The sequence below is a fragment of the Allobosea sp. genome (genome assembly GCF_048595345.1).
Lineage (GTDB): Bacteria > Pseudomonadota > Alphaproteobacteria > Rhizobiales > Beijerinckiaceae > Allobosea.
Map to the genome: position 1 here is coordinate 22,614 of NZ_JBMDWH010000036.1, position 13,027 is coordinate 35,640.

Annotated in this window: 12 protein-coding genes and 1 pseudogene; 2 read left to right on the plus strand and 11 right to left on the minus strand. The window is 68.9% G+C overall.

The features are described 5' to 3' along the window. Positions 1–48: 48 nt before the first annotated feature. Positions 49–660: a CinA family protein gene (locus ACOJTB_RS04580; protein WP_420101337.1), complete on the minus strand. Its 612-nt coding sequence runs from the start codon at positions 658–660 to the stop codon at positions 49–51. 149 nt (positions 661–809) lie between these two features. Here ACOJTB_RS04580 and ACOJTB_RS04585 point away from each other — a divergent pair, with 149 nt between their 5' ends. Beyond that, the gene (locus ACOJTB_RS04585; protein WP_420101338.1) at positions 810–1,343 is read left to right on the plus strand and encodes a DUF4142 domain-containing protein; all 534 of its coding nucleotides are present in this window, start codon (positions 810–812) and stop codon (positions 1,341–1,343) included. Between the two features lie 26 nt (positions 1,344–1,369). On the opposite strand, the gene ACOJTB_RS04590 is transcribed toward ACOJTB_RS04585, so the two are convergent. From ACOJTB_RS04590 to ACOJTB_RS04600, 3 genes are read right to left on the minus strand one after another with little or no spacing between them, the layout of a single operon-like run. Continuing rightward, positions 1,370–2,764: an AtzE family amidohydrolase gene (locus ACOJTB_RS04590; protein WP_420101339.1), complete on the minus strand. Its 1,395-nt coding sequence runs from the start codon at positions 2,762–2,764 to the stop codon at positions 1,370–1,372. Beyond that, positions 2,761–2,979, minus strand: coding sequence for a DUF4089 domain-containing protein (locus ACOJTB_RS04595; RefSeq protein WP_420101340.1), 219 nt, complete (start codon positions 2,977–2,979; stop codon positions 2,761–2,763). Before ACOJTB_RS04595 ends, ACOJTB_RS04590 begins: the two co-directional genes overlap by 4 nt. After that, positions 2,976–3,686: a cysteine hydrolase family protein gene (locus tag ACOJTB_RS04600; protein ID WP_420101341.1), complete on the minus strand. Its 711-nt coding sequence runs from the start codon at positions 3,684–3,686 to the stop codon at positions 2,976–2,978. The genes ACOJTB_RS04595 and ACOJTB_RS04600 overlap by 4 nt, the downstream gene beginning before the upstream one ends. Before the next feature lie 294 nt (positions 3,687–3,980). Between ACOJTB_RS04600 and atzF the strand changes: the two genes are divergently transcribed. Further along, positions 3,981–5,777, plus strand: coding sequence for an allophanate hydrolase (gene atzF, locus ACOJTB_RS04605; protein ID WP_420101342.1), 1,797 nt, complete (start codon positions 3,981–3,983; stop codon positions 5,775–5,777). A gap of 42 nt (positions 5,778–5,819) precedes the next feature. Here atzF and ACOJTB_RS04610 read toward each other — a convergent pair whose 3' ends face one another. The 7 genes and pseudogenes from ACOJTB_RS04610 to ACOJTB_RS04640 form a co-directional block, all read right to left on the minus strand. Then, complete coding sequence (locus ACOJTB_RS04610; protein WP_420101343.1) at positions 5,820–6,518, minus strand: GntR family transcriptional regulator; 699 nt, start codon at positions 6,516–6,518, stop codon at positions 5,820–5,822. An 81-nt stretch (positions 6,519–6,599) separates the two neighbouring features. After that, on the minus strand, positions 6,600–6,983 hold the full coding sequence (gene hpxZ, locus ACOJTB_RS04615; protein ID WP_420101344.1) for an oxalurate catabolism protein HpxZ: 384 nt from the start codon (positions 6,981–6,983) through the stop codon (positions 6,600–6,602). Between the two features lie 21 nt (positions 6,984–7,004). Further along, entirely contained in the window at positions 7,005–8,702 is a 1,698-nt protein-coding gene (locus ACOJTB_RS04620; RefSeq protein ID WP_420101345.1) for a dipeptide ABC transporter ATP-binding protein, read from the minus strand. 2 nt (positions 8,703–8,704) lie between these two features. Next, the gene (locus tag ACOJTB_RS04625; protein WP_420101346.1) at positions 8,705–9,604 is read right to left on the minus strand and encodes an ABC transporter permease; all 900 of its coding nucleotides are present in this window, start codon (positions 9,602–9,604) and stop codon (positions 8,705–8,707) included. Positions 9,605–9,607: 3 nt separating this feature from the next. Continuing rightward, on the minus strand, positions 9,608–10,621 hold the full coding sequence (locus ACOJTB_RS04630; protein WP_420101347.1) for an ABC transporter permease: 1,014 nt from the start codon (positions 10,619–10,621) through the stop codon (positions 9,608–9,610). A gap of 95 nt (positions 10,622–10,716) precedes the next feature. Beyond that, the gene (locus ACOJTB_RS04635; protein ID WP_420101348.1) at positions 10,717–12,312 is read right to left on the minus strand and encodes an ABC transporter substrate-binding protein; all 1,596 of its coding nucleotides are present in this window, start codon (positions 12,310–12,312) and stop codon (positions 10,717–10,719) included. A gap of 509 nt (positions 12,313–12,821) precedes the next feature. After that, a pseudogene (locus ACOJTB_RS04640) lies at positions 12,822–13,027 on the minus strand (hypothetical protein); the annotation flags it as partial.

Consider the following 13,027-nt stretch of genomic DNA (forward strand, 5'->3'; position numbering starts at 1 on the left):
GCGAGCGCCAGCCGCCGCTCCCGGCCTGGACCGGGCTGCGTGGTCCTCTCACGCCACCCGGGACGCGGCGCTCGCTCGCGCCAATGTCTCGGCGACATGGCTGTCGCCCAAGCTCGCCAGCGCGAGGAGAAACGCGGCCTGCATCGCGAGATGGTTCAGCGCATCGGGCGCAAGCGCCCCGAACGCGCAGTGGAGGGCGAATAGCCGCCGCTCGATGGCGAGACCCACGAAGACGCGGCCGACCGGGTTGCCGTCCTCGTCGCCGGTCGGGCCCGTCACGCCGGTCAACGCGATCGCGCAGTCCGCGCCGCTTCGCGAGGCGGCTCCGGCCGCCATGGCTTTCGCGACCTCCGGATCCACGGCGCCCGAGCGGGCGAACAGCTCGGCAGACACGTCGAGCATGCGGCGCTTGGCGGCCTTGGTGTAGGTGACGAAGCCGCCGACCAGCACGGAGGCGCTGCCGATCGGCTGCGACAGGGTATGAGCCATGAGACCGGCCGTACAGGATTCGGCGGTGGCGATCGTGAGCTCGCGCTCCAGCGCCAAGGCGACGAGCCGCTCGGCGAGCCTGTCCGCCGCCTCGATATCAATCCCCGCGAAGCTGACGGGGCCCTCCAGTCCGGGAAGCGCGGCCGGTTCGTCTGCCGAGAGATGCGCCATCCTTCGCTCCAGCACCCAGTCCAGCTGAACTTTCAACCGCCGGGGCGCCGCTTCGCTCCCGCAGATCGGAGGATCGTACGGCAACGCGCGCTGCGGAACGCCGGCGCGGACCCGGCATTGGCTCGGTATCGAAGCGAAAGGAACATGCCATGCTGCGCCGAAACCTGATTCTGGCCCTCGGCCTCGTCCTGCCCGCAGGCGCCTGGGCCCAGCCGCAAGGCCGAACGACGGATTCGCAGCCGGGCCGCGCGGCCGCACCCGCCGCCGGGCCGGCGGAACTGCGCCACGCCAACGACACCTTGGCCGCCGGCATGGCCGCGCTCGCCACCAGCGAGATCGCAGCCCGCCGCTCCTCGGGCCCCGTGCTGAAATTCGCGGAGATCGAGGTCGTCGAACAGCGCGACGTGGCGGCCGTCCTCACCGAGCGGGGCCACCAGCCGCAGCCCGCCCTCGACGACCCGACAAGAGCGATGGTGGAGCGGCTGAGTTCCACCCGCGCCGGCGAGCAGCTCGACGAGGCCTATCTCATGACGCAGGCGGAAGGCCATCAGCGGCTGCTCGACATCCAGCAAGCCTATCTGCGCGACGGCAAGGATCCCTATTCGCGTGCGGTGGCAACGCTGATCGGCGGACGGGTGCGCGAACACATCGATCTGATCACCATGCTGCGCAAGAAGGGCTGAGTCCTGCGAGGGCGGGGCCGGAGCTGCTACAATCGAGCCGGCGGCGCCGCGACGCAGACTCCCCGAGACTGCAAGGCATAAGCCGCGCGCAGACACAGATCCTCCCGCCAGGGCGCGGCGATGATCTGGACGCCGATGGGCAACCCGGCCCCCGTGACGGGTACCAGCGCGACCGGCAGACCGATGCAGGAGATCGGCTGGGTGAAGAGGCCGAGGCTCGGCCGCAGGGGCAGCACCTCGCCCCTCACCTCCAGCGTCTTCTGGCCGATGAGCGGCGCCGTGCAGGGCGTCGCAGGGGCGAGGATGAGATCGACCGCGCTGAAATAGCGCATCATCTCGTCATGGAACCAGCGCCGGGCTCGCTGCGCCTGCACATACCAGCCGGCGGGGAGCAGCGCGCCGGCAAGGAAGCGGTCGCGTGTTTCGGGGTCGAAATCATGCGCGCGCGCCTTCAGGCGCGGCAGATGGAAACCGGAGCTTTCGGCATTGGTGATCAGGAAGGCGGCGGCGCGGGCAATGGCCGCCCCCTCCAGATCAATCACCTGCGTCGCGCCGAGCGCGCGCGCGACCTGGCTGAGCGCCGCATCGGCCTCCTTCATGCCGTCCGTCGAGAAATAGCCGCCGGCCACGGCGATGCGCAGCCCCTCGACGCCTTGGTCCAGGCCCGGCAAGGTAGGCTCCGGTGGCCGCTGCGCACAGGCCGGATCCTCCGCATCGGGGCCCTGCATCACGTCATAGGCGAGCGCGAGATCGGTCACGTCCCGCGCGAAGGGACCGAGATGGTCGAGCGAGTCGCAAAAGGGGAAGGAGCGGCTGCGCGGCAGGCGGCCATAGGTGGGCTTCAGGCCGAAGATGCCGCAGAGCGAGGCGGGCACGCGGATCGAGCCGTTCGTGTCCGAGCCCAGCGAGATCGGGCTGAGCCCGGCTGCCGTCGCCGCGCCGGAGCCGGACGAGGAGCCTCCGGTCATGCGGGCCGTATCATGCGGGTTGCGGCAGGCGCCGTCATGGGCGTTCTCGCCGGTGAAGTCATAGGCATATTCGCCCATGTTCAGCCCGCCGAGCAGCACAGCGCCAGCTGCCTCCAGCCGCTCGATGAGAACCGCATCGCGTCCTGCGGGCGCCCGCTCGCGATTGATCTTCGAGCCCGCCCGCGTCGGCAGCCCGGCGATGTCGAGCAGATTCTTGGCGGACAAGGGCACGCCGGCCAGCGGGCCGAGGGGGCGCCCGGCCGCGCGGTCGGCGTCGATGCGGGCCGCCTGCCGGCGCGCGCGCTCGGCGGTGACGTCGGTGAAGGCGTTCAAGCCGGGGTTCAATGCGCCGATGCGGGCCAGAAAGGCCTCCGTCACCGCCTGCGCGCTCAGTTCGCCTTTGGCGATGCGCTGCGCCAGCACATGCGCCGGTTCGAAGACATCGACGCTCACGGGGTCTCGCTCCCCGTCAGGCCCGGCCGGAACACCGGTGCCAGGCTCAGTTCCGCCTCGTCCAGAGGGCAGGTCGCGACCAGCCGCGCCATGCGCTCGGCGATGGCGAGGAACTGAAGCACGCCCGGCCGCTGCTGGGCGGTGATGGTGAGGCCGAGCGCGGGTGCCATCGCCTCCAGATGGCGCTCAGCATCGAAGGGAGGATGATCGGTCACAATGCGTGCTCCTTTGCCGCTTTCGTCGCCGGCCCATCGGCGGCGAGCGCCGCGAGCACGGCATCCGTGGTGGAGACCCACCCGAAAATGCCGCCCTGCGCCGCGATCATCCGCAGGCCGACGGCGTGGAATTCGGGAAAATAGGAGGCGCAGGCATCGCCCAGAACCACGCAGCGATAGCCACGGTCATTGGCTTCCCGCACCGTGGTGTGGACGCAGACCTCGGTCGTGACCCCCGCGACGAGCAGGGTCTCGATGCCATGGTTGCGCAGCATCAGGTCGAGGTCGGTCTGGAAGAAGGCGCCCTTGCCGGGCTTGTCGATCACCGGCTCGCCCGGAATCGGCGCCAGTTCCGGGATGATGTCGTGGCCCGGCTCGCCCCTCACCAGAATGCGGCCCATGGGCCCTTTCGCGCCGATGCGTTTTTCGGGCGGGCCGCGCAGCGGTTTGGCGGGCGGCGCGTCGGCGAGATCCGGACGATGGCCCTCCCTGGTATGGATTACCGGCAGGCCGGCGGCGCGCGCGCCCGCCAGCATCGCGCCGCAAGGCCCCACCGCCCGGCGCAGCAGCGAGACATCGTTGCCCAGCGCGGCGCCGAAGCCGCCGGGCTCCAGGAAATCGCGCTGCATGTCGATGACGAGGAAGACCGCGCGGGCGAAATCGACCTCGATCGCGAACGGCTCCGCCGAAATCCGTGACCGCCGCAAACCAGCCTCCCCCGCTCCGCCGATCGAACGGAACGGGCTTTGCAAAGCACATGCCCAAAGGTCGCGCCCGCCTGCGACCGCTGGAGCATCGCATGACCTGCAAGCAAACGACTGATCTGCAAGACCTTTTTGACGCCGTCGCGCCTGCCGGCAGGCGGTGCCAAGCGCAATCGTCAGCTGCCGGTTGGCAGCGCATCACCGTGAACAGCCGCCTTTTTGTATGCAATGACCGTTTCGATGACTAATTTCTAGGCAAATATACGCAGTTTCGATCCTGCATCCGCGATCTATTCGATGGAGAATTCCGTGCCCACCCTCGCCAGCCTCCTCAGCGACCATCTCAGCGGCCGCAGCTCCATCGGGCAGACCATTGCCAACGCCTATGCCCGGCTGCGGGCGCATGGCGACGAAGCGATCTTCATCACGCTGCGCCCGGAGGCGGAGGCGATGGCGGACGCCGCGCGACTTCAGGCGGAGGGCCCGCGCGGCCGCCGGCTCTGGGGCATCCCCGTCGCGGTGAAGGACAATATCGACGTCGCAGGCCTGCCCACCACCGCCGCCTGCCCGGCCTTCGCCTATCAGCCGGAGCGCGATGCCACGGCGGTGGCGCGGCTGCGGGCCGAGGGAGCGATCGTCATCGGCAAGACCAATCTCGACCAGTTCGCCACCGGCCTCAACGGCACCCGCTCGCCCTATGGGACCCCGCGCAACGCCCTGCGGGACGACCTCGTCCCGGGCGGCTCCAGCTCCGGCTCTGCCAGCGCGGTCGCTGCCGGCATCGTGCCGGTCGCGCTCGGCACCGATACGGCCGGATCGGGTCGGGTGCCGGCCGGCCTGCAAAATCTCGTGGGGCTGAAGCCCAGCGTCGGGCTGGTGCCGAGCGCCGGCGTGGTGCCGGCCTGCCGCACGCTGGATTGCGTCTCCGTTTTCGGGTTGACGGTGGACGACGCCTGGTCGGTGCTGGATGTGATCGCCGGGCGCGATCCCGCCGACCCGTTCTCGCGGGCGCTGCCGCTCGGCGCGCCGGGCGCTGCCCCGGCTGCGATCCGGCTCGGTGTGCCCTTGCCGGCCGATCGCGACTTCGCGGGGGATGCGGCGGCCGAGGCGAATTTCGAGACGGCGCTGGCGCGGGCCGCGGCGCTGGGCGCGAGCATCGTCCCGCTCGACTTCACGCCCTTCTACGAGACGGCGCGGCTGCTCTATGACGGCCCCTGGGTCGCCGAACGCTGGCTGGCGATCCGCGATCTGCATGAGCGCGATCCCGAAGCGATCCTGCCGGTCATCCGTCAGGTCATCGCGGGCAAGCCGCTGCCCGATGCCGCGGCGGCCTTCGCGGCGCGCTATCGGCTGGCGGAACTGACGCTGGCGGCGCGCGACGCGATGGCGGGAGTCGATGCGCTGATGGTGCCGACGGCCCCGCGTGCGGTGACGCTGGCGGAGATGGCCGCCGATCCAATCGGCGCCAATTCCATGCTCGGGCGCTACACCAACTTCGTGAACCTGCTCGATCTTTGCGCCCTGGCGCTGCCGGTCAGCCTGAGCGAGGAGGGCCATGCGGCCGGCATCACCCTCATCGCGCCGGCCGGGCACGATGCGGCGCTGGCGAGTTTCGGCCGCGCCTTCCAGGCGGCGGGGGGCCTGCCGCTGGGCGCCACGGGCGAGCCGCTGCCGGCGCTGGAGGCACTGCCGGCGACGGCCGGGCCAGGGGAGATCGAGATCGCCGTCGTGGGAGCGCATCTGTCCGGCATGGCGCTCAACCGCGAGCTGACTGGCGCCGGGGGCCGCCTGTTGCGGGCGACGACGACCAGCGCCGACTACAGGTTCTTTGCGCTGCCGGGCGGCCCGCCGAAGCGGCCGGGTCTCATCCGGGTTGCGGAGGGAGGCGCTCCGATCGCGGTGGAGGTCTGGGCGCTGCCGCCGGAGGGCTTCGGCCGTTTCGTCGCCGGCATCCCCTCCCCGCTCGGCATCGGCACGCTCTCCCTCGCCGACGGCACGCAAGCGAAGGGGTTTCTCTGCGAGGCGATCGCGACCGAAGGAGCCCACGACATCACGGAATTCGGCGGCTGGCGAGCCTTCATGGCGGCCGGCTGAGGCCGCAGCATCGCGGCCAGGTCCTTTTGGGCGCGCGATACGCTAGGGTTCCAGCCCGGCCGGCGCGGCGGCTTTGCCGGTCCCTGCCGCGCTGCTGTAGCTGCTGAAGGCGTCGCGCACGGAGCCGATATGCGCCCGCATCGCCTCCGTGGCGGCCTGCCTGTCGCCGCGCAGAATCGCCTGCACGATGAGATCATGCTCCTGCCAGGAGACGCCGAGACGGCCGGCGGTGCGGAACTGCGCCCGCCGGAAGGGTGCGACGCGCCGGCGCGTCATCAGCGTCATCTCGGCCAGATAGCCGTTCTGCGTGCCGGCATAGATCGCCGCGTGAAAGGCTTCGTTGCACTGGTGATAGGCCATCGGGTCGCCGCGGTGGACGAGGCCGCGCAGCTGCTGATGCAGCGCTTCCAGCTCCCGGCGCTCGGCGACGCTCATCGCGGCGGCGCTGAGCCCGGCGCAGAGGGCCTCAAGCTCCGCCATCGCCTCGAACATGTCATGGAGTTCGCGCGGGTTCGGCAGCGCGACGAGGGCGCTGCGATGGGGCCGGACCTCGACGAGACCGGACGCGGCTAACTGGCGGATCGCCTCCCGCACCGGCGTGCGCGAGACGCCGAAGCGGCGCGCCAGCTCCTGCTCGTCCAGCGCCTGCCCCGGCGCCAGCTCGCCGGAGACGATCTCGTCCGCCAGCTGGAGGCGCAAGGCTTCGGTGCGGGTGGTGGCACCGCCTTCGCCGTCGGGCATGGGAGGGCGTAGCACCCGCTCTTTCGGCAAAAGGCTCATCGTCACGCTCGGCCCGGGCGGCGCCGCATGGCGCGCCCGCCCTCAGGGCTGGGAGATGATGCTGACATGGGCGGCGACGACGCGCCAGCCCTCGGCGAAGCGAACCCAGCACTGGCTCTGCCGGCCGATCCTGCCCGGCGCGCTCGCCCGCTCGAACAAGGTGTTCGCCGTGGCGTAATCGTCGCCATAGGTGGTGATGACCGTGCGCTGCAGCGTCCTTTCCAGCCCGAACGAAGGTCTCGCCGCCCGGAAGGCGGCGATCTCGTCATAGCCATAGAGATTTTCGGCGGCGCCATAGCGCAGCGTCTCCGGCGCCTGACGGAACAGACGGTCGAGCGTGGCGACGTCGTTGCCCGTCAGCGCGGCCTCATACTCCGCGAAGGCGGCCTCGACCTCGGCCAGAACGGTGGGATCGTTGATCTTCATCTGAGGACGTGTCGCAGCGGGTCAGGCGGGCGGATGCGGGATCGCGGTCAGCAACTCGCGGGTATACTCGGCCTTCGGGGCGCCGAGAACCTCCTCGGCGGTGCCCTGCTCGACGATGCTGCCGGAGCGCATCACGATGACCCGGTCGCAAAGCAGCCGCACCACGTTCAGATCATGCGAGACGAAGATGTAGCTCATGCCGAGCCGCTGCTTCAGATCGTCCAGCAGGTTGAGCACCACCGCCTGGACCGACACGTCCAGCGCCGCCGTCGGCTCGTCGAGGATGACGAGGTCGGGGTCGAGCGCGATGGCCCGGGCGATGCCGACACGCGCCTTCTGGCCGCCGGACAGCTGATGCGGAAAGCGGTCGATCAGCTCGACCGGCAGGCCGACCAGCTGAGCCAGTTCCTCGCAGCGCGCCCGCAGCGCCGCCCTGCCCCGGATCGCGCCCATCCGCAGGATCGGATCGAGGATCGCCCGCTCGGCGGTAAAGCGCGGATTCAGGCTGTCGGTCGGGTCCTGGAAGACCATCTGGATGCGGCGCCGAAACGGCGAGGCGGCAAAGCTTTTGGCCGGAATCGCGCCGATATCCAGCCCGTCGAAGACGATCCGCCCTCTCGTGGGGTCGAGCAGGCGGTTGAGCATCATCGAGGTGGTGGATTTGCCGCAGCCGGATTCGCCGACGAGGCCGAGCGTTTCGCCGCGCCGTACCTCGAAGCTGACGCCGTCGACGGCGCGAAAAGCCGGTTTCTCCGGTTCGCTCTTGCCCAGCAGCTTCGCCAGCAGGGAGCCGGCCTGCGGCCTTGGATATTCCTTGACCAGATTTTCGACGACGAGAAGCGGCGCCGGCTCTCCGGCCAGGGCCGGCGCGGGCGTCGTCATGGGCGAAGCCGGGGTTCCCTCCGGCAGGAGGTCGCGCAGGCTCATGCCGATGCGCGGCGTCGCCTTCATCAGCTTGCGCGTATAGGGATGCTGCGGGTTGCGGAAGATCTCCGCCGCGGGGGCGGTCTCGACGACCTTGCCCTTCTCCATCACCACGACGCGGTCGCAATAGGCGGCGGCGAGGCCGAGATCATGCGTGATCAGGATCGTCGACATGCCGCGCTCGCGCGTGAGCTCCGTGATGAGGTCCATCACCGCCTTCTGCGTGGTGACGTCCAGCCCCGTGGTCGGCTCGTCGGCGATCAGCAATTGCGGCTGGCAGGCGAGCGCGAGCGCGATGACGATGCGCTGGCACATGCCGCCCGACAATTCGAAGGGATAAGCGTCATAGCGCTCGGCCGGCCGGGCGATCTTGACCTTTTCCAGCGCCTCGATCGCCTTCTCGCGGGCGGTCGCGCGGGTCGCCTGGACATGCTGGAGCAGCACGTCCTCGATCTGCTTGCCGACCTTGCGGATCGGGTTCAGCGCGGCGCGCGGATTCTGGAAGATCATCGAGATCTCGCGCCCGCGAATGTCGCGCATCTGCGCTTCGCTGGAGGCGACGAGATCGACTCCGGAAAAGCTGATCGACCCCTGCGCGACCTTGCCGGCCCGGTCCAGGATGCGCACCACGGCGTAGGAGGTCACGGATTTGCCGGAGCCGGATTCGCCCACGATGGCGACCGTCTCGCCCTTGGCGACGCTGATGTCGATCGCCTTCACCGCCTGCACCGTGCCGCGCCGGGTGGCGAATTCGACCGTGAGGTGGCGGACTTCGAGGAGTGGCGTGGCGCTCATCGTCAGTTCCTCCGCTGGGGATCGACGAGGTCGCGCACGCCGTCGCCGAGCAGGTTGAAACAGAAGACCGCGGTCATGAGCGCGAGGCCGGGGAAGAAGGCGACCCACCATTCGCCGGAGACGATGAAGCTGGCCCCTTCGGCCACCATGATGCCCCATTCGGGCGTCGGCGGGCGAACCCCCAGGCCGATGAAGGAGAGGCCGGCGGCGTTCAGGATGGCATAGCCCATCGTCAGCGACATCTGCACGGCCATGATCGGCATGATGTTGGGCACGATCTGCGTCAGCAGCAGGCGCCACTCCGAATTGCCGGACAGCCGCGCCGCCTGCACGAATCCGGCCTCGCGCCGCACATTCGCCTCGGCGCGGGCAACGCGGGCATAGAGCGGAAAATTGATGATCGCGGTGGCGATGACGATGTTGGTGACGCTGTTGCCCAGCGCCGCGACGATGCCCATCGCGAGCACGAAGAGCGGGAAGGCCATGATGGTGTCGGCGATGCGGCCGACGAGCGTATCGACCCAGCCGCCGAAGAAGCCCGCCATGACGCCGGCGAGCCCGCCGAGCAGGAAGACGAGCGCGACCGAGGCCACGGCGATCGAGAAATCCAGCCGCGTCGCGGCGACGACCCGGCTGAAGATGTCGCGGCCGAGCTGGTCGGTGCCGAACCAATGTGCCGCGCTCGGCCCCTGCAAAGCTGCGTTGGTGTTGGAGGCCAGCGGGTCATAGGGCACCAGCCAGGGGCCGAAGATCGCGGCGAGGAGGATCAGCGCGAACAGCCCGAAGGCGAAGCCGGTGACCGGGTTTTCGGAGACGATATGGCGGGCATGGGCCAGCAGCGAGGTCGAGGGCGGAGCCTCGAAGCGCAGGGCGGCGGGTTCGATCCGGCTGATCTCGTTCATCGCTCAGCCCTCCATCCGGACACGGGGGTCGATCACGCCATAGAGAATGTCGATCAGCAGGTTCAGCACAACATAGAGGATCGCCATCGTCAGCACGAAGCCCTGGATTGGAGCGTAGTCGGAGGCGAGCAGGGCCTCGACCGCATAGGAGCCGACGCCGGGCCAGGCGAAGACCTTCTCGACGAGGACGTTGGCGCCGAGCAGGAAGGAGAACACCATGCCGAGCGTGGTCACGACCGGCAGCATCGCGTTGCGGAAGGCATAGGTGCCGATGACCTTGCGGGCGGAAAGGCCGCTGGCTTTCGCGGTGCGGACGAAATCGGCGCCGAGCACCGCCAGCATGGAGGCGCGCGTCATGCGGGTGATCGGCGCCAGCGAGAAGATCGCCAGCGTCAGCGCCGGCAGCAGGATCTGCGAGAGCGCGGCGCGGAAGGTCTCGGGATCGCGCGCGATCAGGCTGTCGATGAGCAGGAAGCCGGTGACGCGCGGCGGCTCCGACAGAAAGGCATCGAGGCGCCCGAGCGGAGCGGGCGACCAGCCCAGGATGAAGTAGAAGACATAGACCAGCAGGAGTCCGGTGAAGAATACCGGCAGCGAGACGCCGGCGGTGGCGACGATGCGGCAGAGATGATCGATCCATGAGCCCTGCCGCACCGCCGCCAGCACGCCGAGCGGCAGGGCGATCGCCATGGAGATCAGCAGGCCGAGCAGGGTCAGCTCGGCGGAGGCCGGCAGCCGCTGGGCGAGATCGGCCGTCACCGGCTGGCCGGTGGTGAGAGAGGTGCCGAGATCGCCCTTCACCAGCGCGGTGACATAGGAGACGAACTGCACCGGCAAGGGCTGGTCGAGCCCGAGCTTGCCGCGGATCTCGGCGATGGCCTGCGGCGTGGCGGCGGGCCCGGCGAAATAGGCGGCCGTGTCGCCCGGCAATACGCGCGTGAGCAGGAAGGTGACGATGATGACGCCGATCACCGAGGGGATCGTCGTCTTCAGCCGCTGGCCGATCAGGCTGAGCATTGAGAAATCTCCATTTCACCCGCCGACGTCATCCCGGACATGTCCCCGGAGGGCGGCGCTGATCCGGGATGACGAGCCGAAGACGCGGAACGGCGTCACGCCCCCTTCGTCAGGTAGCGGAAGTCCGGCTCTCGGCAGGGCTGGAACTGGTAGCCGCCGATCGACTTCTGCATCGCCACGTCATGGGTCGGCTGGGCGATCGGGATCATCGGCACCTCGCGCTCGACGAGCGAGACGAAGTCGACCACGTATTTTTCGTAGGCCGCCTTGTCGGTGGTGAAGCGGGCGGCGTCGATCAGCTTGTCCAGATCCGGATTCTGGTAGTTGGCGATGTTGAAGATCGAATTGTTACCGTGCATGGTCCAGAAGAGGTAGTAATCCGGATAGTCGAGCCAGCCGGCGAAGCGGTTCAGCGTCATCGGATTGGTCTTCTTGGCGATCTCGGTGCGGAAATTCGCGCCCGGCACCTTGGTGATCTCGACCTCGATCCCGATCGAGGCCAGCGCTTCCTTGATCAGCACCGACATCGGCTCGGCCACCGTCGCATTGCCGGCGTCGAACTGCAGGGTGGTGGAGAAGCCGCCGCCGGCCGCCGCCAGGAGCGCCTTCGCCTTTTCGACATTGGTCTTGTAGGGGAAAGGGGTCGGCCAGGCGGGCTTCGGCGTCTCGGGGCCGCCCGACATGTCGACGCCGCGGCCGAAGAGCGAGGCCTGCAGCATCTTGTCGTAGGGCAGCACCCAGGCCACCGCCTGCCGCAGGCGGACATCCTTGAACGGGCCGACCTGGGCGTTGAGGTAGAGGCCCCAGACACCGTTGGGGATCGGCACGCCGACGACGTTGATCTTGCCGGCGTCGGCGAGATCCTTGAAGTCCTTCGGCGGCAGACCGTAGGAGATGTCGGCGTCGCCGCGCTCGATCAGCGCACGCCGGGTCGACGGCGAGGCGATGTCACGGGCGATGACGCGGCGCAGCTTCGGCAGCGGCCCGCAGGCCCAGTCGTCGTTGCGGACATAGATCGTCTCGACGCCCGGCTTCCAGCTCTCGACCTTGAAGGCGCCCGAGCCGGCGACGTTGTTCTTCAGCCACTCCTTGGCGAGCGGGTCGCCCCCGCCGTTCTTGATCGCCAGCTCGGAGTCGAAGACGAAGGGAATGGTGACCGCCAGATTCGGCATGGTCAGCTTGTCCTTGCGGATGAAGTCGACCCGGAAGGTCTTGTCGTCGACGACGACGAACTGCTCGGGCTTTTCCAGCGAGCCGGCATTCATCTGGGTGGTGGCGAAGCCGCCGATCGTCACCGCGCGATCGAGCGACCACTTGACGTCCTTGGCCGTGACCGGGCGACCGGAGTGGAATTTGGCATTGCGCAGCTTGAAGGTGCAGCTCATCCCGTCCGAAGCGACCTGCCAGCTCTCGGCCAGTTCTCCCTCGAGCTGGCCCATCGAGACCTGGTTGCCGCCTCCGCCGGGGATCGGCACGGGCTTGAAGCGCAGCAGCCGATCATAGCAGTTGAGCGCGACGCCGTTCACCGGCTGCGAGGCGCCGATACCCTGCATGTCGAGGCTGTTCGGGCCGTATTCCTGCACCAGAAGCAGCGTCTCGTTGCGGCTGGGAGCCTGCGCATCGGCACGTCCGCTCAGCAGAAACGGCGCGGAGAGACCGCCGGCAAGGGCGGCGCGACGCGTGATGGCCATGATACGATCCCCCAGATGGCCGGCAGGACAGGGCCGGCGAGCTTCGTTCCAGGAGTGGCAATGCAGATGTCGTGCCGAAGCCGGATATCACTGAAATCGTTAATGAAAATCGAGAAATCTGGTTTGATACCCTCGTCGCTTGTATGCAAGATGACGTTTGTGCCTTATTTTTAGGCTGACTATCATCGCACTGAAGCTTCCGTGGGCAGGAGCTGCGGCGACGGGCTGGGATCAAGCGATGGTGCCGGCCCTCTCGGCCCGGTCACTCCGAGCATCGCGCATGCTGATGTCGCACGGAATCGGCACTTATCCCGGACGAGCCGCGAAGCGGCGACGCTCCGGGATCCATCGTCAAGCTCCGAAGCCCTTCGATGGATCCCGGGGCAAGCCCGGAACGGCAGTGAGTCCCGCAAAACCTCGGCCTGCTCAAGCCGAAGGCCCGAGCCCGGAATCGCGCAACGACGGCGGCGCGACTATCCGGACCCGGCTCGGGCTTCGGAGCGCGAAGGTCAGGCCTTGTCGAGCCCCTTGGTCAGCAGCCGGGTCAGGCGCTCGGCGAAGGCGGCGGCGTCCACCGGGCGTTCGCCGTCGAGCACGCGGGCGGTGTCCAGCAGAAGATGCGCGACATCCGCGCGCAGCGCCTCGTCCTGCGCGCCGGCCAACGCCGCGACCACGGGGTGGCGCGGATTGATCTCGAGGATCGGCTTGGCGGCGC

Excerpts from the sequence above, each read along its gene's own strand:
- ACOJTB_RS04580 (WP_420101337.1), bottom strand. The coding sequence starts at position 660 with ATGGCGCATCTCTCGGCAGACGAACCGGCCGCGCTTCCCGGACTGGAG.
- ACOJTB_RS04585 (WP_420101338.1), top strand. The coding sequence starts at position 810 with ATGCTGCGCCGAAACCTGATTCTGGCCCTCGGCCTCGTCCTGCCCGCA.
- atzF (WP_420101342.1), top strand. The coding sequence starts at position 3,981 with ATGGAGAATTCCGTGCCCACCCTCGCCAGCCTCCTCAGCGACCATCTC.
- ACOJTB_RS04610 (WP_420101343.1), bottom strand. The coding sequence starts at position 6,518 with ATGCCCGACGGCGAAGGCGGTGCCACCACCCGCACCGAAGCCTTGCGC.
- hpxZ (WP_420101344.1), bottom strand. The coding sequence starts at position 6,983 with ATGAAGATCAACGATCCCACCGTTCTGGCCGAGGTCGAGGCCGCCTTC.
- ACOJTB_RS04620 (WP_420101345.1), bottom strand. The coding sequence starts at position 8,702 with ATGAGCGCCACGCCACTCCTCGAAGTCCGCCACCTCACGGTCGAATTC.
- ACOJTB_RS04625 (WP_420101346.1), bottom strand. The coding sequence starts at position 9,604 with ATGAACGAGATCAGCCGGATCGAACCCGCCGCCCTGCGCTTCGAGGCT.
- ACOJTB_RS04630 (WP_420101347.1), bottom strand. The coding sequence starts at position 10,621 with ATGCTCAGCCTGATCGGCCAGCGGCTGAAGACGACGATCCCCTCGGTG.
- ACOJTB_RS04635 (WP_420101348.1), bottom strand. The coding sequence starts at position 12,312 with ATGGCCATCACGCGTCGCGCCGCCCTTGCCGGCGGTCTCTCCGCGCCG.